This is a genomic window from Vibrio sp. 1159 (genome assembly GCF_033340395.1).
GTDB classification, from domain to species: domain Bacteria; phylum Pseudomonadota; class Gammaproteobacteria; order Enterobacterales; family Vibrionaceae; genus Vibrio; species Vibrio alginolyticus.
The window spans coordinates 80,224-98,938 of the sequence record NZ_JAWOWL010000012.1 but is presented as its reverse complement, the minus strand read 5'-3'; the positions used below and the strand labels follow the sequence as shown (position 1 = coordinate 98,938).

The following is an 18,715-nucleotide window of genomic DNA, read 5'->3' as shown; positions in this document are numbered from 1 at the left end:
CTATAAAAAAAGCCAGCCCGAAGGCTGGCAAACAAGGAGTTTGAGATGAAAATGAAAACGTTATAAAGCTTGCTGATATCCTATTTCTCAATAAGTTGGGTTGTGCGTTGAAGCCAGTTTTTATCTTGCGTATCAAGAAAAGGGCTAAGTGCTTGATAGACTCGTGAATGGTAATGATTGAGCCAGTCTAGCTCTGCTTGATCTAGCATTGATAAATCAAGGGCGTTGGTCGCAATTGGAGCAAGAGTGATGGTCTCAAAACCGTAAAACGTGCCGAACTCATTTTGTTCTACTTCTACAACTTTAAGAATGTTCTCTATTCTTACCCCGTACTCACCTTCGCGATAAACGCCTGGTTCATTAGTAATGACCATACCCGGTTTTAGTTCAACCTCGTGGTGGCTTTGCGAGAAATTTTGTGGGCCTTCGTGAACATTCAAGCAAATGCCCACGCCGTGTCCAGTGCCGCACTTGTAATCAATACCATGTTGCCATAAGACGCCACGCGCCATGATATCAAGATTGGCACCCGTAGAGCCTTTCATGAATCGAGTCTGAGTCAGTCGGATGACCGCTTTGAGCACCAAGGTATAATCTTTGCGCTGCTTAATGGTCGGTGACCCGAAGTGGAAAGTACGGGTGATGTCTGTTGTCCCGCCAAGGTATTGGCCACCAGAATCGACGAGAAAGAAGTTGCTTTCATTGACTGCCGCATTGCTTTCTTCATCGGCGGCATAATGCATTTTTGCCCCGTGAGCCGCGAAGCCTGCGATAGTGCGGAAACTGTCACTCACATAATGTCGGGTTTGACGGCGATAGTGATTCAGTTGTGCCTCAGCAGACAATTCTGTAACGAGTCCGCTTGGAACTTGCTCTTCGAGCCAGTTCATAAACCTTACGATTGCCACACCATCATCTGTTAATGCCTGTTCTAGGCTAGTTAGCTCGGTCGCATTTTTTATGGCCTTCATTGCCGTTACAGGGCAAGCCATTGGCTTTAGATTCACATTCCCTTCAATCGAACTCACCAATAAGCTGTCTGTGTGGGTCGGGTTAAAAGCGAGCGATAATCCCTCACATTGCTGATTCAAATACTGACTTACGTAGTTGTAATGGCGAATGTGTACACTCTGCTCGGTCAGCGCTCTTTCAACGTCTTGAGGCAGTTTGGCTTTATCAATAAACAGTGTCGCAAGTGATTGCTCTACGACTAGATAGGCTTCAGAAACTGGGCAGTAATTCGTATCACCACCTCGAATATTCATTGTCCACATGACATCATCTAGCGTTGACACTAATAAGCTATCTACTTGGTTCTCGGTTAACCAAGAACGGATTCTCGCTAACTTATTTTCAGTGTCAACGCCAGCAAAAGCGGTGGGGTGCTCGAATACGGGTGCACTTGGGCGAGGTGGTCTTTCAAGCCAAATCGGTGTGAGTAAATCCAGGTCGACAATGATCTTAATGTTTTTCGTTTCAAAGGCTTGTTTGAGGCCTTGATAAAAAGCGTAACTGATGGCGCGACCGTCAACCGCGACAATACTGTTTTCTGGGAGCGTGGTAGCCAGCCATTTGGCAATTGTCGGTGTTTCTGGTTGTTTGGCTTTAAACAGTTCAAGTCCTGTGCCGTGTAACTGTTCTTCAGCTTGAATATAGTAACGACCATCAGTCCACAGGCCACCACCTTGTTGGGTAATGACGACATCGCCTGCAGAACCGGTAAAACCTGAAATCCAGCTTCGCGCTAACCAATGATCCGCTGAGTATTCACTGTTATGTGGGTCATTGTTGGTCACGATATATGCAGACACGTTGTGAAAGGACATTGCCTCACGCAATAACGTAAGGCGTTGGTTTACTGAGTTAGTATTGTTCATTAAATGGTTCCTAAAGTCATATTTGAGCAATAGATATGATGCTGCTCCGAGCCTGTTTTTATTGGGTTCTGTTGCCCGCATACTTCGGTGGCTTCTGGGCATCGAGTACGAAAAACGCAACCGCTCGGTGGGTTAAGTGGAGAAGGAAGATCGCCGGGCAATAGTTGTATTTCACGGTCACGTGCTAATTGCGGATTAGCTATCGGGACAGCAGATAACAGTGCTTTGGTGTAGGGGTGTTGTGCATCATCAAATACTTTATCGTAACGTCCTACTTCCATAGGTTTACCAAGATACATCACCATAACGCGGTCGCTGATATGGCGCACCACGCTTAAGTCGTGCGCAATCATCACCAGTGTTAACCCCATTTCTTGTTTAAGATCATCTAGAAGATTGATGACCTGAGCTTGTATGGAGACGTCTAGCGCACTAACGGGTTCATCACACACGACCAAATCTGGATTGAGAATTAATGCTCTGGCAATGCCCACACGCTGGCATTGACCTCCGGAAAATTCATGTGGATAGCGGTTTCGCTGGCTCGCCAAGAGACCCACTTTATCCATCATAGCGATGACACGCTTTTCTACCTCTGCCCGTTTAAGTTGTGGCTCGTGGGTGAGCAGTGGTTCGGCGATGCATTCTGAGATGGTTAATCTCGGATTCAAACAAGCGGATGGGTCCTGAAACACCATCTGAAATTCTCTACGTCGAGAGGAAAGCTCTTTTTTACTAAACCCGAGCATGTCTTGACCTTTCCAAGTCAACTCGCCATGTGTAGGTTCAATTAAGCGAAGTAAGGCGCGTGCAAGCGTTGATTTTCCGCAGCCTGATTCCCCCACAATGCCAAGTGTTTCGCCTCGATAAACATCTAAGTCGATACCATTGACCGCTTTCACGATTTTACGTCGACTTGGAATAAGGTGACGCGAAACAGGAAAGTGGACGTTTAAATCACGAGCAGACATGAGGACTTCTTTTTTGTTCATAACGCCTCCTTAAGCTTTTATTTGAATAGGAGTGATAACACTGGGTGCGTTAACGTGACAGGCAATGGACTGGCTCGTGTTTAATGGAGAAAACCGTGGGGTTTCGTATTGGCAACGCGTCTCTCGATGCTCGCACCGCTCTCTAAACGGACACCCTTTATGGTTAATCAACGCACTTGGTGGGTTACCTGGGATGGTTGGTAAACGTGGCATATCTTCAGTGATAGAAGGAATAGCCTTTAGCAGGCCTTGAGTATAGGGGTGCGCAGGTTGAGCGAACAATGTCTCGGTATCTGATTGCTCCATTTTTTGACCACCATACATGACCAATACGCGATCACACATCTCGGCGACGACGCCCATATCGTGAGTGATCAGTAAAATTGCGGTGTTGAACTCTTGTTGTAAGTCTCGTAATAGCGTCAAAATTTGAGCTTGAACGGTTACATCTAATGCGGTGGTTGGTTCGTCTGCAATTAACAACTCGGGCTTACACAACAACGCCATCGCTATCATGATTCGCTGACGCATTCCGCCAGATAGCTCGTGAGGGTATTGATTCATCCGAGTTTCGGGAGAGGGAATACGCACCGCATCCAACATGTGAATGGACTCCATTTTTGCTTGTTTTCGGCTCATTCCTTTATGAATCATGAGAACTTCACAAAGCTGCTTGCCAATTTTCATGAATGGATTAAGTGACGTCATCGGATCTTGAAAGATCATTCCGATTTTCTCTGCACGGATGCGGTTGAGCTGCTTTTTAGACATCGCGAGTAAATCATCACCGTGGAACATTGCGCTTCCAGACACAGCGCCGTTGTCCGCGGTTAACCCCATTAATGCGAAAACAGATTGGCTTTTTCCCGAACCTGATTCCCCAACAATCCCAAGAGTTTCGCCCGCTTTAATCGAGTAGGAGAGATTACTGACCGCTTGCACTTGCCCATCTGGCGTATCGAAGCGCACGTTCATGTTTTCAATAGATAGCATGGGTTTGTCCTTATCGGTCTTTCGGGTCAAGAGCATCACGCAAGCCATCGCCGATGAAGTTAAAACAAAAGAGGGTGGCAACTAAAAACAGAGAGGGAAAAAGCAGCATCCACAATGCAACGTCAATCGTTTTTGCGCCTTCGGAAATTAGGATTCCCCAGCTCGTGTCTGGTGGTTGAACACCAAGCCCTAAGAAGCTCAAAAACGATTCGAACATAATGAATCCTGGTACCATTAATGAGGAATAAACCATCACGATCCCAAGCACATTAGGCAGAACATGGCGTCGGACAATTGTCAATTTAGAAACCCCAATAGAGTGTGCGGCTTCGATGAACTCTCGCTTTTTTAGACCGAAGGTAACACCACGTACAACACGGGCAATGCCCAGCCAAGATACCATTCCGATCACGATAAAAATCAGGTAGATGTTGTTGCCAAAAAGGGTAACAAACAGGATAACCATAAACATAAATGGCACCGAATCGAGCACCTCAATAATGCGCATCATTACGCTGTCGACAACGCCACCAAGATAGCCGGAAATACTTCCCCAAATCGTACCAATAACAACGGCGACTAAGGCCCCGACAAAGCCCACCAAAATAGAGAGCCTGCCGCCTTGCATCGTGCGAGCAAAGACATCTTGCCCGAGGTCATCAGTACCAAAGTAATGGCCACTGCTCAGTGAAGGTCTCCCTAGCTCGTATGGATCGATGAGCACTTCCCAGTCAATTTCATCATGGCCAAAAGCGGCAAGAGAGGGGCCGAAGGAGATGCATAAGGTAATGAACGCCAAAACATACACTGATGTCATCGCGGCTCTGTTTTTACGAAATCGAGTCCATGCATCCTGCCAAAGACTGCGACCTTCGACGGCTTCAATATTGTCGACGACTTGATCTTGAAGAGCTTGTGTATCCAGTTTTTTGATCGTTAACATGCCGGACTCCTAAACGCGAATACGAGGGTCGATAATCGTATATAGCAAGTCGACCACAAGGTTAAAGAAGATAGTGAGTGAAGCGACAATCAGAGTAATGCCCATTACTAGGCCGTAGTCGCGGTTGAGAGCCCCAGACACAAAGTGTTGTCCCATGCCACCTGTACCAAAGAAAATGTCGATAATTACCGAGCCTGTCACGACAGACACAAACGCAGGGCCGAGCATCGCAACGACGGGAATCAGGGATGGTCGCAAAGCGTGATGGAATAAAATGTAGGTTGTGGACAAACCTTTGGCCTTTGCCGTTCGAATGTATGGTTGGTTGAGTGTTTCAATCATTGCGCCACGCATGACGCGTGCAATACTCGCAATGGAGCCAATCGCCAGGCTGAGCACGGGAAGAACAAGGAAAGCCAGTTTTCCCCCTTCCCAACCACCAGCAGGGAACCAGCCGAGCTGAATAGCGAAGATCATGACTAAAACTGGAGCAAGCACGAAAGCCGGAACCACAACTCCAGTCATCGAAAGTGTCATCAGGCCGTAATCTAGGCGGCTATTTCGGTTCAATGCCGCAATGGTGCCAAGTAACATGCCAAGTGGAACGGAGATACAAAAGGAGAGTACGCCTAATACTGCTGAAACAGGCCATGATTGTGCGACGAGCTGTGTAACACTGAAGTCTTGATAAACGAAGCTCGGACCGAGATCTCCTTGTATGAAATTACCAATGTAAATCCAAAACTGAGTAAGGAAGGGCTGGTCCAAATGGAATTTTGCTTCGATATTCGCACGTACCACTTCTGGCATAGGCCGTTCCATATCAAATGGTCCCCCTGGTGCAATGTGCATCAGCCAAAATGATACGAGTGCGATGAATAGAAGCGTGGGGATAGCGATAGCTAATCGCTTAACAATGTACCAAATCATGATCCATCATCCTTTGGTCATCCGAAATCACTTCGAACGGTTATGAATAAAAAATGGTCTGAGCTCAGGTTGCCTTCTCCACCGAGAGATATGAGGAACGGCAAGTAAACATTGAACTTGCCGACTCAGACCGAAAACATGCTTTTAGTGGGCTTTTACATAGACATTCTTGCGGTAGTACGACGACTCAGGGTTTGTCAGTTCGTAGCCGCCCACGTAAGGCTTGATGAGGTATTGATCGTTACCCGGACGATAAATAGGAATAATGGCCATGTCTTCAATCAGCATGCTTTCTGCTTGTAAATACAGTTCTGATGGGTTGCTCATGGTCTTTGAGCGAGCCATTAACTCGTCGTATTGCGGGTTGTTATAACGAGAATCGTTGTACTCACCACTAGAAACGAAGATATCCAACCATGTAGAGGCTTCATTGTAGTCGGCCGTCCAGCCGCCGCGAGTAATGTCGGTCGGCTCTTTAAGTGCGTAGAACACTTTCGGTTCTAGCTGTTTTATCGTGACTTGCGCACCCAATCGGCTTTTCCACATGCCTGCCATGGTGGTTGCCATTTTTACGTCCATCGAGAAAGTTGGTACGGTAAACGTTAACTTAAGCGGATTGCTTTTATCGTATCCAGCTTCTGACAGTAATTGCTGCGCTTTTTCGATACGTTTATGGCGGTTCCAAGTTGCGAACTCTGGAGTGTGAGATTTAAAACCATCTGTTTGAGGTGGCACAAGGGTATACATTGGAACCCCACCGTTTCTCAAAATAGCACTCGTTAATAGTTGACGGTCAATGGCATATGAGAGGGCTTTACGAACCCGCACGTCTTTTGTTGGCCCTTGTTGAGTGTTGAGGTAATAGAATGTGGAGCCAAGAGACGCACTGGTGCTTGCCACTTCTTGTGGGCGTTGTTGAATTAACTTTTTCTTCTGGGCGGCAGGAATGGAAACTGCTTGGTCTATCTCACCAGCTAGGTAGCGGTTTAGCACTACGTTTGCATCACCAATTGGTAGCCAGGTGACTTTTTCCAGCACTACATTGCTTGCGTCCCAATAATGTGGATTTTTAACCATCACCAGTTTTTCGTTAACTTTCCATTCAGAGACAGTAAACGCACCATTTGTAACGATATGCTCAGGCTGGGTCCAACGGTTGCCATGTTTTTCAATGGTCGCTTTATGAACGGGGGCAAGCACTGGATGACTTAATAGTTTCGTAAAGAAGGGAATAGGCTCTTCGAGTGTAACCTGGAATGTTTTTTCATCCAGCGCCTTCACGCCCAAAGACTCAGGCTCGGCTTCGCCCTTCATAATGGCTTGCGAGTTTTCGATATTTGGAATGGCTGCAAACCAAGCGTACGGTGAAGCAGTGCTTGGATTCAGTAAGCGTTGCCAACTGTAGACAAAATCTTGTGCAGTGACCGTTTCGCCATTTGACCATTTTGCATCACGTAAGTGGAAGGTATAAACCGTATTGTTGTCATTGACTGACCAAGATTCAGCAACACCAGGAATGGTTTTACCTTGCTTATCTTGAATGACCAGACCTTCAAACAGGTCTCGACCGAGATTGAAAGCGGGCTCTGCGGCTTGCTTGGCTGGGTCAATAGAAGTAACTTCAGCCCCATTGTTTAGCGTAATTTCTTGTGTCTCATCGAGGGTCACACCTACGGGATACGGCGCGGCATAGCTTGATGTTGCCAGTATTGGACTCATCATCGACGCTAATAAAAGCAACTTAGGTAATTTCATCCTTGTCTCACTCTTTTCATCCTGAAAGATGCCAAAAATGTATATTGTATAAATTGTCTACACAATCGAGTTTTAACATTACTGTAACAGGGTGTCAGGTGTTGAGCTGTCTAGTCTCAAAAAGTGAGCTAGGGGAATTTCTTTGAAGATCTGATATCAAGTTGGCATGACGGGAAGTAATTTTGCTTCGATACAAATTAAAATCCCCTTCAAGCACAGGCTAGAAGGGGAAGATAGTCAGTCTGCTCTTCAAAAGGCATGACGTTAACTGACTAGGAAATGTTTCACGAACTCAGTGATTTTGACCATATCACTTACCGCGATAAACTCTTCTGTCGTGTGTACTTTTGCCATGCCAGTTGAAAGGTTGACCGTTGTGAGACCTTTCTTGTTAAAGTTGTTGGCATCGCTACCGCCGCCAGTGCCTTTTGTGAAGGCGTCAATTCCCAACTCTGAAAACGCTGCTTTTATAGCGTTTACGTGTGGGTGGTTTTCTTCAATAACAAAAGCGTCGTAGGCTCGGCTAGATTCAATTTCGACTTCTGCACCGTGTTTTTTACAGACAGACTCTAATGTTGAGATCATATGATTGACCTGAGCATCTAGTTTATCGCCATTCAGGGAGCGTGCTTCTGCCACGATTTTTAATTCAGGCATAACAATGTTTGTGGCCTGACCGCCGTTAACCATACCGATGTTGGCTGTCGTTTCTTCGTCGATGCGAAGCAGCTTCATTTGGTTGATGGCATCTGCCGCCACCATGATCGCACTGATGCCTTCTTCTGGCGCAAGCCCTGCGTGTGCTGGTCGACCTTTGATTTTTGCCATGATTTTTTGCTGGCCTGGGGCTGCGGTCACAATGGTGCCAATAGGGCCACCTGTGTCTAACACGATTGCTTCCGTTGAAGTGACGTGTGACATATCGAAGTATTGTGAACCGAATAAGCCGCCTTCTTCATACACGGTGAAAGCAAGTTCTAACGTTTTGTGCTCACGGTTTTCCGCTTGAATACAACGAACGGCTTCCATGATAGCAGCAATACCAGATTTATCATCGCCACCAAGAATCGTATTGCCTTTTGAACGGATAACACCGTCTTCGATGATTGGCTCAATGCCAATGCCTGGAGTGACCGTATCCATATGACAGCTCATTAGGATAGAGCTGTCTTTTTTGCCGTCTAAACGGGCGTATAGGTTAAAGCCGTTAGAAATGTGCTTAGGCACTGGAAGCTTGTGCACGGTGAAGCCTAGGTCGCCTAGCTGCTCTGCCAGTGTTTCTGCAATTTGTTTTTCGTTTGTTGATTCGCTATCGATACGTACCAGTTGGCAAAAATGTTCAACTAAGCGTTCTTGATTAATGTGTGTCATTAGATGTCTCTTTTTCTGATCGAGCGTGAAGCCTTGTGGCTCGGCTCGATAGGGAACAGAGCACCACTTATGGCATAGTTACTTTTGAATAAAACTGAGGTGAATCAATAAAGGGGTATCCATGACACGATTCTGACCGATGAGTCCTTCGAACTGTATGAAGCGTCACGAAACATTACTTTCGATGTTTTGTAGGACCAAATGAATGAAGCAGATAGAAATAGGGGGCAATAGGCTTTCTATCCCTCTTTTACTTTTTAAGCTACGTTGCCAAGATAAAATGCCAAAGTAACAACTTATTTACATTTTACATGTTTGCGTAAAGCCGAAAATATCAATCTAATGTATTGAAAATAAGCAGTTTATTTAATGTTTACGAAAGTGGATTCGATGCGCCTCCTGTGTGTAACATATTTTTTACAATTATGCGTAAAAATCGCCAAGGTAAAGATTTCTCCCCACGTATTCCAATTTCTCAAGACCTGCGCCAAGTTAGAAAAATAAGTCCAAACAAAAGCTACTGAGACAAGGAGAAAGTCATGGTTGATGCATATAACCCACTAGGAACAGACGGATTTGAGTTTGTTGAATATACCGCTGCAGACAACAAAGGCATTCAACAGCTTAAAGATCTGTTTATATCGTTAGGTTTTGCGGAGATTGCAAAGCATCGCTCAAAAGAAGCGTGGTTATATCGACAAGGTGACATTAGCTTTATTGTGAATGCGCAGCCGCATAGCCAAGCTGAGGGATTCGCCAAAGTTCACGGTCCGTCGGTTTGTGGCATGGCATTTCGTGTGAAAGACGCCACCGTTGCTCTGGCGCATGCGTTAGAGAATGGCGGTAAAGAATATAAAACGGAAATTGGGCCGATGGAGCTTAGCATTCCTGCTATTTATGGCATCGGTGAAAGCTTGCTTTATTTTGTCGACCGTTATGGAAAGCAGAGTATTTATGATGTCGATTTTCGTTTTTATGATGATGCTGATGAGCGTTTATCAAAAGCGAATGTTGGTCTTTACGAAATCGACCACTTAACGCACAACGTTAAGCAGGGCAACATGGATGTCTGGTCAGGTTTCTATGAGCGCATTGGTAACTTCCGCGAAATTCGTTATTTCGATATCGAAGGTAAGCTGACTGGTCTTGTCAGCCGTGCGATGACCGCACCTTGCGGCAAAATCCGAATTCCTATCAATGAGTCGTCAGATGATAAATCACAGATTGAAGAGTTTATCCGTGAATACAATGGCGAAGGTATTCAACACATCGCATTGACCACAGACGACATCTACGAAACGGTCAAAACCTTGCGTGAGCGCGGCATGGACTTTATGCCAACGCCAGATACTTATTACGAGAAAGTCGATGAGCGTGTTGAAGGCCACGGTGAAGATGTAAGCAAGCTTCGTGATTTGCAGATTCTTATTGATGGTGCGCCAACGAAAGATGGCATCTTGCTACAAATCTTTACTCAAACCGTTATCGGCCCTGTGTTCTTCGAAATCATCCAACGTAAAGGCAATGAAGGCTTTGGCGAGGGTAACTTCAAAGCGTTGTTTGAATCGATAGAAGAAGACCAAATTCGCCGAGGAGTATTGAGCGATGCATAAATGGATCACATTCCCTCACCGGGAGGGAGTGTGCTCTAAACAAGCGCATGCTGACTTCCCGGAAGAGGCAATTTATGAACGTGAGGCAGGTCGAAGTGGCTTCTTCGGCCCCGCAACACATTTTCATCATCAACATGCCCCAACGGGGTGGTCTGAGTGGGAGGGCGAGCTACGTCCACGAGCGTTCGATTTTAATCTAGTTGAGAAAGCCAGCCATATTACCCCGTGGGCAGTCCCGCATCTATTACACAACGCGAATTGTAAAGTTCGTGTTTGGCGTATGGATGAAAAAATGGACTTCTTGGTGAGAAATGCAGATGGCGACGAACTGCTATTCATCCACCAAGGTACGGCAGATCTCTACTGTGATTATGGTCATTTGAAAGTGAGCGAAGGGGATTATGTCATGATCCCGCGCTCAACGAGCTGGCGTTTAGAGCCAAGCGAGCCGATGTTCATTCTGATGATCGAAAACACCGATGCGGCTTATACATTGCCCGAAAAAGGCATGGTTGGAAACCACGCGGTGTTTGATCCGGCGGTTCTAGAAACGCCGTCGATCAACGATCAGTTCCGTGCTCAATACTCTGATAATCAAACACAGGTTCAGGTGAAACGCCACGATAAAGTCAGTGTTATCACTTACCCATTCAACCCGTTGGATGCGATTGGGTGGCATGGTGATTTGGCGGTAGTAAAAGTGAACTGGCGTGATATTCGTCCACTTATGTCACATCGTTACCATTTACCGCCTTCTGCACATACTACATTTGTAGGAGCAGGATTTGTGGTGTGTACCTTCGTTCCTCGTCCAATTGAAAGTGATCCTGGAGCGCTCAAAGTACCGTTCTACCACAACAATGACGATTATGACGAAGTCTTGTTCTACCATGCAGGTGATTTCTTCAGCCGTGACAACATTGAAGCAGGCATGGTGACATTCCATCCAGCAGGATTTACGCATGGTCCTCACCCGAAAGCATTCAAAGCAGGGCGAGAGCACAAGAAGACTTTCACCGACGAAGTTGCGGTCATGATTGATACTCGTCACGCACTTCAGTTTTCGGATGAGCTGGAAAAAGTAGAAAACAAAGAATACGTCTATAGCTGGCAAGAGAAGTAAGAGGCAAGGATGAAATTAGCAACCAAGAAAAATGGCACTCGTGACGGTTTGTTGATGGTCGTGAGCAAAGACTTAACGCGCTGCGTACCTGCGACAGAAATTTTCCACCCCATGAACTTAGCTCCGACGATGCAGGTGGCGCTTGATAACTGGGATACGCTAGCACCACAACTGGAAGAGCTATACGTTGCACTGAACAATGGCATGGTTGCAGGGTATGAAGAGTTTGAAGCGCACTACTGTGAGTCGCCGCTTCCTCGCGCTTATCAGTGGGCTGATGGCAGTGCTTACGTAAACCACGTTGAGTTGGTTCGAAAAGCTCGCGGCGCTGAAATGCCAGAGAGTTTTTGGACGGACCCGTTGATGTACCAAGGAGGCTCTGATGCCTTTATTGGACCTTGTGACAACATCGAGTTTGCGAGTGATGAATGGGGTATTGATTTCGAAGGTGAAGTTGCTGTGGTAACTGGTGACGTACCAATGGGCGCGAGTGTTGCAGAGGCTCAGGAGTCGATTCGTTTGATCATGCTGGTGAATGATATCTCACTGCGTGGTCTAATTCCGGCAGAGTTAGCTAAAGGGTTTGGTTTTTTCCAATCTAAACCTTCTTCTGCGTTTTCTCCTGTGGCAGTAACACCTGACGAACTAGGCGATGCGTGGTACGAAAACAAAGTGCATTTACCACTGGTCTCTACATACAACCACAAGCCGTTTGGTCGCCCAAATGCGGGTATCGATATGACGTTTGATTTTGCAGACTTAATTGTTCATGCGACTAAAACGCGCCCGCTATCTGCTGGGGCGATTATAGGCTCAGGTACGGTATCCAACAAGCAGGGAACGGAACATGGCACTTCTATTGAAGAAGGTGGCGTTGGCTATTCATGTATCGCGGAAGTTCGCATGATTGAAACCATTCGTGATGGTAAGCCGTCGACTAACTTCATGTCGTTTGGAGATTCAATCAGATTGGAAATGTTCGATGCGGATGGCAACAACATATTCGGCTCGATTGACCAACAAGTTAGCCAATATCTCAAGCACTAACAATGCTGGTTGGGAGACGATATGAGCGATAGCATGATTTTATACGGATACTGGCGATCATCGGCGGCGTATCGTGTGCGTATTTGCTTGAATCTTAAAGAGTTATCGTATGATTCAAAATCGGTACACTTGGTGCGCAATGGTGGCGAACAACACAGTGACGAGTACCATGAGTTAAACGCTTCTGAACTGGTTCCTTTGCTGGTGGATGGGGAGGTTCAGTTAACCCAGTCACTGGCGATCATTCAATACTTAGAAGAACACTACCCGGATGTCACTGTGATCCCCGAGCAAACGCCGCTTCGATACCAAGCGCTAGCTTTGGCTCAGGATATTGCAATGGAGATTCATCCCCTGAATAACTTAAGAGTTCTACAGTATTTAGAGGGGGAGTTAGCTTGCGAGCCAGAGCGCAAAGTCGCTTGGATTCATCACTGGATCCACAAAGGTTTTACAGCATTAGAAGAGAAACTTCAGAAGCATCGTAAACTAAATGGTGATTGCAAGTTTAGCCTGACAAGCTCGCCATCTATTGTCGATATTTGTCTGGTACCACAATTTTATAACGCACAACGCTTTGGTGTAGATACCTCTCTTTATCCAACCATTAACGCTGTTGTGCAGTCATGCAATCAACTGCCAGCTTTTATTGATGCGATGCCAGAGAATCAGCCAGACGCTAATAGTTGATTCTTAGCATACATAATGTATTAACAAAATTTAAACGAGCCAATCCAAGTGTGTGATTGGCTCGTTTTTATTGGTGAGCAAAATTTTCTGTTTCTCGCTATCGTCGTGGCGCCTCAAAATTGCGAGGTTTTGTTGCTCTGCATAACATTTCCATTTACGCTTTGAGCAACGAGTTGTTTTGGATGCACTTTATTTATGACCAACATTTTTATCATTGTTGTTCTTCTGGTTTTATTCTTCTTTGTTATTCAAAAGTACGTGATTAAGCACGATGACACGCGTGATTATCCTTATCGCTCGAAAGGCCCTCTGCTCAGAGGTCAAGAGGGTGCGTTCTATAATGCGTTAAGAGCGGCGGTAGGGGAGCATGCCGTAGTATTCGCGAAAGTAAACATGTCCAGTTTGGTTACGCCAAAAGAAATCAAAAATAAGAAGCAGTTTTTTGTCGCGAACAATCGTATATCTCGAAGCTATTTTGATTACGTTATTTGTGACCCAAGGACACTAGAGCCGCGCGTTATCGTTGAATTGGATAATGGGCAGGAGCTAAACAAGGGTAAGATAGAAAGACAAAAGTTATTGATTCATGTTTGTAAGACGGCCAACCTGCCTTTAATTGGCGCCTCGATAAAGCACAGTTATCAAGTTGGGCGATTACGTCGTTCGCTTGCGGCACACATTGATTTGATTGAGCCCGATAAAGAAGTGCGTTTTTGTAAAAAATGCGGCAGTCCGATGATCATTAAAACCGCAAGCCAAGGTGAGTTCAAAGGGAGACGTTTCTTTACTTGTAGCCGTCAGCCGAATTGTACATACACCGAAAATTATAACGTTGTGTTTGAGGCGGACGACTAAACACGACAATTAACCAGCAGAAACAAGGGGCTTTGATTAGAGATGATCAAAGCCTTTTTTGTATCTGTCCTCAAGGCAAGACCTATACTTTGAAAAAGAGTGCAGAATAGGGCAGCCATATGCGATACGGATGGATTTTGTCAGCATTGTTCATCGCATCTAATGTTAGTGCGATACCTAATTTGAAACCACTGGAGTGTGAATTGACAGAGACACCCCAAGATCATTTCTTGTTTTACCGAGAGCAAATGGTTTACCACAGTGAGCAGTTTGTCATATTTCAAAACTTCAAAGGCAGGGTGAGCACTCAAGTGGACGTCAAAACAGGAGAGTTGATTCGTACAACCTATATCGGCGAACCATTTAAACCTAAATATCAGATTTTGTTCGGCACTTGCCCTAAGGTATCGCAAACCTTACAGATTTGGATGCTCAGTGAAGTGCCTTACGACAATTAAGTGAGATAATAAAAGTTATATAGATCACACTTTTAAACCCTGCAGGCTCAGTCCTTGTCGATAAAATCATCTGAAAACGCGTGTTGAGTTTACATTTTCGCCAAACGGTTCAAAGTTGGTAAATTTGTGCTTGCACCGTCGTTCGCTTATAGCTAATATCCTCGTCGTTCCAGAGAAATGCGTCCGTAGCTCAGCTGGTTAGAGTATCGCCTTGACATGGCGGGGGTCGGTGGTTCGAGTCCACTCGGACGCACCATTCTGAATTGAATGGTTAGGAACATAAAAATTTGGGTCCGTAGCTCAGTTGGTTAGAGTACTACCTTGACATGGTAGGGGTCGGCGATTCGAGTTCGCCCGGACCCACCAAATTTTAGAAAAAGCCCACCTCTTGGTGGGCTTTTTTGTGTCTATAACTTATTGATATTCAAGTGGAATTCCTTCTTTTTTCCTTTTTATCCCCTTGTTATTACTCTGCGTTAGTACTGAGTAAAGTTCGAGGGGGTGGTAAAAAGGTGGTAAAATACAGTAGTTTGTACAGCGCTTGAAATGGGCTATATTGCGACGCTTATGGCTGGTACTTCATGCCATTCTACGTCGTGACTATCAGTGTAAATCTGAGTGGTTCTATCACTGGCATGTGCCATGCGTTGGCGAGGGTTTACACCCATTTCATCGATGAGTTTTGCCGATAGCCTTCGGATTTCATGGAAAGTAGGGCGCTTAGCTTTTTCTACGTTAGAGTACAAACCGAGTTCGTCGCGTACTTTGGAAAATGTTTCGCTGATCATGCGACTGGTCACTTGGTAACGGTGGTCACACTGCTTAGCGATATTATTGTTTCTTGCAGGTCTACGATGCACTACGTAAGGGCAATGTAGCTTATCTGTTTTAGATAGCTCTACAACTTCTTTGATAGCGCTTGTCACCGGAATAGCAACATAAGACGTTTTAGCATTCTTAACCTTTGCTCGATGTATGTACAAGGTACCAAATACAATTTCTCCGTTCTCTGGTTTTGGAGTATCAAACCAGACAATTCCACATGTATCCGGTTTTGGTATACGGTATTTTATTCTATGTAGTTCAGCTACTGCGTGAGTCGATTGAATCGATAACCCCATCGCTACTTTTAAAAATAGAGGGGCCTCTTTTTCAATTGCTTTGAATGCTTCTATATCTAAACCCAAGCGTTCTTTCTTATTATCAGAAACATTTAGCCATTTTGGTTTTTTGTTAAACATAAAGTTTTCACTAATTGCGGATTCATCTGCTAGATAGCTAAAGCTCTTCTTTAATCGAGAAAGTTTCTTGTTATAAACCTCTTTGGATTTATCGCCATAATATGTATTTAGAAAGTCGTTCATGGTTTCCTAAGTTAATTGACTTGGAAAGCTTGTCTCCTACAAACTCATTAAGTCGAGCATTATAAGTGCGTCAATAATTTTGAAATCGTGCTTGGTATACCGCTTGTTACGCCGTGATCGGCTTAACCTGTTTCTAGCTCTTTGTTGCGCTCTAGCTGGCTGATAGGAAGGGTTGGGGCGATAGGCATTATATCGAGAGTTACGTTTAAAGTCTCGGTAGATAGTGCTCTTGTGACGCCCTAGCTCTTTAGCGATGTTGACGACACTAATGCCTTGCTTTCTAAGTGCGGACATCATATACCTTTCATTCTCAGTGAGGTGTGTGTAATTCATGGTTTTTCACTTCTTGGCGGGAGTAAAACTTATGAATAGCACATCTCACAGTTTTAAATTTCAGGGGTGTCGCACTTCGTACTTGAATCCAAGCGGTATAACAAGTTACTTCAGAGTGATTCGCAACGCACTAAGTCGACATGATATTTATAAACATTATTAAGAGGAAAAGATGAAATTTGATATGTCTGTTAATGATAACTCTGCTTCATTCTTTTATGAGGGGAGTGAAATGTGTATTTTCGTTGATAGTTTTGATAATAAAAGCTTTGATGTGAGACTAGGAAATATAAGTGAATCAGAGTTAATTGGCTCAATTTCTGCGAAAAGTGACTCTGAATTGAACTCGAAGCTTGAAGAGCTTTATCGTAGCTTTATGGAGGGGTAAACATGATTTCACGATCTCAAATAGCTGCTCTCGAACGTTCAGTGAATAAGATTTTACGTTGCCATAAATGTCATTTAAGTCATCTAAGCACTTTGTTAAAGATAGAATGAATGGCATACGTAATAATCTATTGATAATTATTACTGAGCTTAACTCTATATTTAACAGGTTAACAGTATTACATGTAGAGGTGCTTAAGAAGTTGAGTTACAATGATACTTTTAATATTAGGTGTACGGTTTCGCATATAAATATGCCTTGCGCTGTTAATAAGATTCACGTTGATGGTGATGAGCATCAACGTGAATATAGTTATTACAGTAATGAGGAAAAAAGGACTGGAAGTCAACGGACCCCAAAGAATTTCTTGTTTAACTTAATAGCGCGCTAACAAAGCGTTTAAGAGGGATTTTGCACACGTGGCATTTTTACTATGCGTCGATTTAAGTTATTAAGGTGGTATGCGTCAGCTTCGGCATTGCGTTGCTCACACCTTAACAGGGTGTTAGCTGTAATGCCAGATATTGCCTAATGTAAATTGGAGGAATAACATGAATGGAATCTTACCTGACTTGATTCAAAGCTTTGAAGAGTGCTTAAAAATGGTTGGCGGCCAAAACGATCATTACGATGTTGACGCAGCATTGGCGATGACTCTTATTTTGATGCAAAGAAAAGTTTTCAACGAACAAGAGCGCAGTATCTTGTCCATGAAATTATCCAAAAAGTGTCTAAAACGGGAAAATATATTTAATGATGTGAATGAGCAAGCTGAATTTTTAGAAATGGCCAGTTTTTATCCTGAGACAGTAAAATATTTGGTTAATAACGGAGTGTTTAATCTTTCAACTCTTCGTCTTGCGCTAGATAATTTGAATCATGAAGTACGTAAGAGTAGTGGCTATAGCTCTATGGCACAATGCGCGATGCAAACTCAAAGTAAAGCTGATAGTGCAATCATCATTCAAAACTGTATCAATTTGATAGATAGCTAACAAACTGTTTAAGAGTGATTTCCAACGCTTGGCATTTTTACTATGCGTTAATTTGAGTGATTAAGGTGCTTTGCGGTGCATCGGTTTTGCGTTACTCACCCCCTTAATTGGGCGTTAGCAGACAAAAGTAAATCAAGGAAGAGGGTACGTTATGTCTGATAAAGTAATTAAGTCTTCAACAGCTACAACTCAATTCGGTGCGACTAAAGCAGATGGGAAATTAGAACTAACGAAGCCGGATTTAATTTTTATTCCGTACAACGAAAAGTTGGGTTTTGGTCCATATCAATTAAAGCGCCAAGGCATTGCTGCCGTAGCTAAGTACTTGGGCAAAGGTGGTGGTGTAACTCCAACCAACACGAATGCATTTCGCATAAAGCTAGCCAACAACACGTGTTACGAGTTTATTGTAGCGAAGCCAGAGCAATGGATAGATGCACTCGGTGAAACTTTCAGCTAACAAACTGTTCAAGATGGATTCTCGATTTCATTACAAGGCATTGTTTTATATGTAATATTATCTTGGTGTTACCCTCTAGGGAAACATTGAGAGGAACTGCGAAAATAACTCCTAATTGTGATTTAAATCACTGTTTGTGCTTGTTTTTGTTTCGGATCTTCACCGAATAGCCTCTAAGATCAAAATGTGCTCAAGAGGAGTAATTCAAGTTTGTGGAATTAATCTCAGGATTTAAGATAGCGCCCAAGTTTTTTAAAGTGGAGTTCAAATTCGTTAATTTGCCTCATTTCCTGCTGGCAATAAGTAAGAAACCCTTACCTGTTGCTTTCCAACTCAAAGCAACTCTTTAGTTGTTGCGTCCGTATATTCGGTTTCTTGATGAAGGAGCTACCCTCTAGCCTTTTATGCTTCATCATCTTGTAAAGTTATTGAATTTATTAATGATTAAGCACTGAGCAATATGGGTTTGTATTCGGTGTGCTCTGTTCCAATGATACTGGGAGCTCAAATAAGCGAGTTGCCATACAT

At 44.3% G+C, this 18,715-nt stretch carries 17 protein-coding genes, 2 tRNA genes and 1 pseudogene; 11 read left to right on the top strand and 9 right to left on the bottom strand.

Features of this window, described 5'->3' with window-relative positions:
• Positions 1 to 80 precede the first annotated feature (80 nt).
• From R7127_RS11710 to R7127_RS11680, 7 genes are all read right to left on the bottom strand, one after another.
• Positions 81 to 1,877 carry an aminopeptidase P family protein gene (locus tag R7127_RS11710; RefSeq protein WP_033905167.1) on the bottom strand — a complete coding sequence of 599 codons (1,797 nt, stop codon included), beginning with the start codon at positions 1,875 to 1,877 and terminating at the stop codon, positions 81 to 83.
• On the bottom strand, positions 1,877 to 2,869 hold the full coding sequence (locus R7127_RS11705) for an ABC transporter ATP-binding protein (RefSeq protein WP_053306923.1): 993 nt from the start codon (positions 2,867 to 2,869) through the stop codon (positions 1,877 to 1,879). The genes R7127_RS11710 and R7127_RS11705 overlap by 1 nt, the downstream gene beginning before the upstream one ends.
• Before the next feature lie 9 nt (positions 2,870 to 2,878).
• Positions 2,879 to 3,862 (bottom strand): ABC transporter ATP-binding protein, encoded by a 984-nt coding sequence (locus tag R7127_RS11700; RefSeq protein ID WP_033905168.1) that lies wholly within the window; start codon positions 3,860 to 3,862, stop codon positions 2,879 to 2,881.
• 10 nt (positions 3,863 to 3,872) lie between these two features.
• Positions 3,873 to 4,805 carry an ABC transporter permease subunit gene (locus R7127_RS11695; protein WP_064376407.1) on the bottom strand — a complete coding sequence of 311 codons (933 nt, stop codon included), beginning with the start codon at positions 4,803 to 4,805 and terminating at the stop codon, positions 3,873 to 3,875.
• A 9-nt stretch (positions 4,806 to 4,814) separates the two neighbouring features.
• A complete protein-coding gene (gene oppB / locus R7127_RS11690; RefSeq protein WP_005377838.1) occupies positions 4,815 to 5,735 on the bottom strand; it encodes an oligopeptide ABC transporter permease OppB in 921 nt (306 codons plus the stop codon).
• 144 nt (positions 5,736 to 5,879) lie between these two features.
• Positions 5,880 to 7,490 carry a peptide ABC transporter substrate-binding protein gene (locus R7127_RS11685; protein ID WP_033905169.1) on the bottom strand — a complete coding sequence of 537 codons (1,611 nt, stop codon included), beginning with the start codon at positions 7,488 to 7,490 and terminating at the stop codon, positions 5,880 to 5,882.
• Between the two features lie 264 nt (positions 7,491 to 7,754).
• A complete protein-coding gene (locus R7127_RS11680; RefSeq protein ID WP_033905170.1) occupies positions 7,755 to 8,861 on the bottom strand; it encodes a M20/M25/M40 family metallo-hydrolase in 1,107 nt (368 codons plus the stop codon).
• Between the two features lie 539 nt (positions 8,862 to 9,400).
• Between R7127_RS11680 and hppD the strand changes: the two genes are divergently transcribed.
• The 8 genes from hppD to R7127_RS11640 all read left to right on the top strand — a co-directional run bounded on the left by hppD (position 9,401) and on the right by R7127_RS11640 (position 15,013).
• Positions 9,401 to 10,474: a 4-hydroxyphenylpyruvate dioxygenase gene (hppD, locus tag R7127_RS11675; RefSeq protein ID WP_033905171.1), complete on the top strand. Its 1,074-nt coding sequence runs from the start codon at positions 9,401 to 9,403 to the stop codon at positions 10,472 to 10,474.
• Positions 10,467 to 11,597 carry a homogentisate 1,2-dioxygenase gene (locus tag R7127_RS11670; protein WP_033905172.1) on the top strand — a complete coding sequence of 377 codons (1,131 nt, stop codon included), beginning with the start codon at positions 10,467 to 10,469 and terminating at the stop codon, positions 11,595 to 11,597. Before hppD ends, R7127_RS11670 begins: the two co-directional genes overlap by 8 nt.
• 9 nt (positions 11,598 to 11,606) lie before the next feature.
• Complete coding sequence (locus R7127_RS11665; RefSeq protein WP_033905173.1) at positions 11,607 to 12,644, top strand: fumarylacetoacetate hydrolase family protein; 1,038 nt, start codon at positions 11,607 to 11,609, stop codon at positions 12,642 to 12,644.
• A 21-nt stretch (positions 12,645 to 12,665) separates the two neighbouring features.
• Positions 12,666 to 13,334: a maleylacetoacetate isomerase gene (maiA, locus tag R7127_RS11660; protein WP_005377832.1), complete on the top strand. Its 669-nt coding sequence runs from the start codon at positions 12,666 to 12,668 to the stop codon at positions 13,332 to 13,334.
• Between the two features lie 195 nt (positions 13,335 to 13,529).
• Positions 13,530 to 14,189 carry a DUF2726 domain-containing protein gene (locus tag R7127_RS11655; RefSeq protein WP_213895623.1) on the top strand — a complete coding sequence of 220 codons (660 nt, stop codon included), beginning with the start codon at positions 13,530 to 13,532 and terminating at the stop codon, positions 14,187 to 14,189.
• A gap of 119 nt (positions 14,190 to 14,308) precedes the next feature.
• A complete protein-coding gene (locus tag R7127_RS11650) occupies positions 14,309 to 14,647 on the top strand; it encodes a hypothetical protein (protein ID WP_005377830.1) in 339 nt (112 codons plus the stop codon).
• A 179-nt stretch (positions 14,648 to 14,826) separates the two neighbouring features.
• Positions 14,827 to 14,903 (top strand) — tRNA-Val (locus tag R7127_RS11645).
• A 33-nt stretch (positions 14,904 to 14,936) separates the two neighbouring features.
• A tRNA-Val gene (locus R7127_RS11640) sits at positions 14,937 to 15,013 on the top strand.
• 185 nt (positions 15,014 to 15,198) lie between these two features.
• Here the strand turns inward: R7127_RS11640 and R7127_RS11635 are convergent.
• Together R7127_RS11635 and R7127_RS11630 are read right to left on the bottom strand one after the other, a co-directional pair.
• Positions 15,199 to 16,011, bottom strand: a complete 813-nt coding sequence (locus R7127_RS11635; RefSeq protein WP_033905174.1) for a tyrosine-type recombinase/integrase — start codon at positions 16,009 to 16,011, stop codon at positions 15,199 to 15,201.
• 51 nt (positions 16,012 to 16,062) lie between these two features.
• Positions 16,063 to 16,344, bottom strand: a pseudogene (locus R7127_RS11630) (helix-turn-helix domain-containing protein); the annotation flags it as partial.
• 172 nt (positions 16,345 to 16,516) lie between these two features.
• Between R7127_RS11630 and R7127_RS11625 the strand changes: the two are divergent.
• The 3 genes from R7127_RS11625 to R7127_RS11615 all read left to right on the top strand — a co-directional run bounded on the left by R7127_RS11625 (position 16,517) and on the right by R7127_RS11615 (position 18,187).
• Entirely contained in the window at positions 16,517 to 16,732 is a 216-nt protein-coding gene (locus R7127_RS11625; RefSeq protein WP_033905175.1) for a hypothetical protein, read from the top strand.
• Between the two features lie 551 nt (positions 16,733 to 17,283).
• Positions 17,284 to 17,727 carry a hypothetical protein gene (locus tag R7127_RS11620; protein ID WP_033905177.1) on the top strand — a complete coding sequence of 148 codons (444 nt, stop codon included), beginning with the start codon at positions 17,284 to 17,286 and terminating at the stop codon, positions 17,725 to 17,727.
• A 151-nt stretch (positions 17,728 to 17,878) separates the two neighbouring features.
• Complete coding sequence (locus tag R7127_RS11615) at positions 17,879 to 18,187, top strand: hypothetical protein (protein ID WP_033905178.1); 309 nt, start codon at positions 17,879 to 17,881, stop codon at positions 18,185 to 18,187.
• Positions 18,188 to 18,715 lie beyond the last annotated feature (528 nt).

What these genes read in the sequence shown, in the direction of transcription:
- R7127_RS11710 (WP_033905167.1), bottom strand. Translation starts at nt 1,877, where the DNA reads ATGAACAATACTAACTCAGTAAACCAACGCCTTACGTTATTGCGTGAG.
- R7127_RS11705 (WP_053306923.1), bottom strand. Translation starts at nt 2,869, where the DNA reads ATGAACAAAAAAGAAGTCCTCATGTCTGCTCGTGATTTAAACGTCCAC.
- R7127_RS11700 (WP_033905168.1), bottom strand. Translation starts at nt 3,862, where the DNA reads ATGCTATCTATTGAAAACATGAACGTGCGCTTCGATACGCCAGATGGG.
- R7127_RS11695 (WP_064376407.1), bottom strand. Translation starts at nt 4,805, where the DNA reads ATGTTAACGATCAAAAAACTGGATACACAAGCTCTTCAAGATCAAGTC.
- oppB (WP_005377838.1), bottom strand. Translation starts at nt 5,735, where the DNA reads ATGATTTGGTACATTGTTAAGCGATTAGCTATCGCTATCCCCACGCTT.
- R7127_RS11685 (WP_033905169.1), bottom strand. Translation starts at nt 7,490, where the DNA reads ATGAAATTACCTAAGTTGCTTTTATTAGCGTCGATGATGAGTCCAATA.
- R7127_RS11680 (WP_033905170.1), bottom strand. Translation starts at nt 8,861, where the DNA reads ATGACACACATTAATCAAGAACGCTTAGTTGAACATTTTTGCCAACTG.
- hppD (WP_033905171.1), top strand. Translation starts at nt 9,401, where the DNA reads ATGGTTGATGCATATAACCCACTAGGAACAGACGGATTTGAGTTTGTT.
- R7127_RS11670 (WP_033905172.1), top strand. Translation starts at nt 10,467, where the DNA reads ATGCATAAATGGATCACATTCCCTCACCGGGAGGGAGTGTGCTCTAAA.
- R7127_RS11665 (WP_033905173.1), top strand. Translation starts at nt 11,607, where the DNA reads ATGAAATTAGCAACCAAGAAAAATGGCACTCGTGACGGTTTGTTGATG.
- maiA (WP_005377832.1), top strand. Translation starts at nt 12,666, where the DNA reads ATGAGCGATAGCATGATTTTATACGGATACTGGCGATCATCGGCGGCG.
- R7127_RS11655 (WP_213895623.1), top strand. Translation starts at nt 13,530, where the DNA reads ATGACCAACATTTTTATCATTGTTGTTCTTCTGGTTTTATTCTTCTTT.
- R7127_RS11650 (WP_005377830.1), top strand. Translation starts at nt 14,309, where the DNA reads ATGCGATACGGATGGATTTTGTCAGCATTGTTCATCGCATCTAATGTT.
- R7127_RS11635 (WP_033905174.1), bottom strand. Translation starts at nt 16,011, where the DNA reads ATGAACGACTTTCTAAATACATATTATGGCGATAAATCCAAAGAGGTT.
- R7127_RS11625 (WP_033905175.1), top strand. Translation starts at nt 16,517, where the DNA reads ATGAAATTTGATATGTCTGTTAATGATAACTCTGCTTCATTCTTTTAT.
- R7127_RS11620 (WP_033905177.1), top strand. Translation starts at nt 17,284, where the DNA reads ATGAATGGAATCTTACCTGACTTGATTCAAAGCTTTGAAGAGTGCTTA.
- R7127_RS11615 (WP_033905178.1), top strand. Translation starts at nt 17,879, where the DNA reads ATGTCTGATAAAGTAATTAAGTCTTCAACAGCTACAACTCAATTCGGT.